At 54.0% G+C, this 285-nt stretch carries 1 protein-coding gene; it reads left to right on the forward strand.

The features are described from left to right. Nucleotides 1-88: 88 nt before the first annotated feature. Nucleotides 89-285: hypothetical protein (locus tag KMS84_RS39985; protein ID WP_256921564.1), on the forward strand; the 197-nt coding region annotated here is incomplete at its 3' end.

Genomic DNA, 285 nt, shown 5'->3' on the forward strand with positions numbered 1-285 from the left:
AAAACCATGATTGGGGTAATGCGGGCGGTTGGCTTGGACATGACAGCCAAACAACACAGTGAAGCTGCCCACGGATAAAGGAGGCACCATGTCTGTCCGTGATACATCAGCGCGCCTGCCCGTCATTGACGGGCCATGCAAAGGCCAACGGATTGCACAGGTTCAAGACAGCTTCTCTTTCGAGATTGCTAGTACCTCAAGCAAGACCAAGGGGAAGTTTACATACCATTTACGCCGCCACCGGCTGATCGGGCTGGTGTGGGCTTCGCCTACGAACAAAAGCGT

The sequence above is a fragment of the Streptomyces hilarionis genome, from assembly GCF_024539675.1.
Lineage (GTDB): Bacteria > Actinomycetota > Actinomycetes > Streptomycetales > Streptomycetaceae > Streptomyces > Streptomyces hilarionis.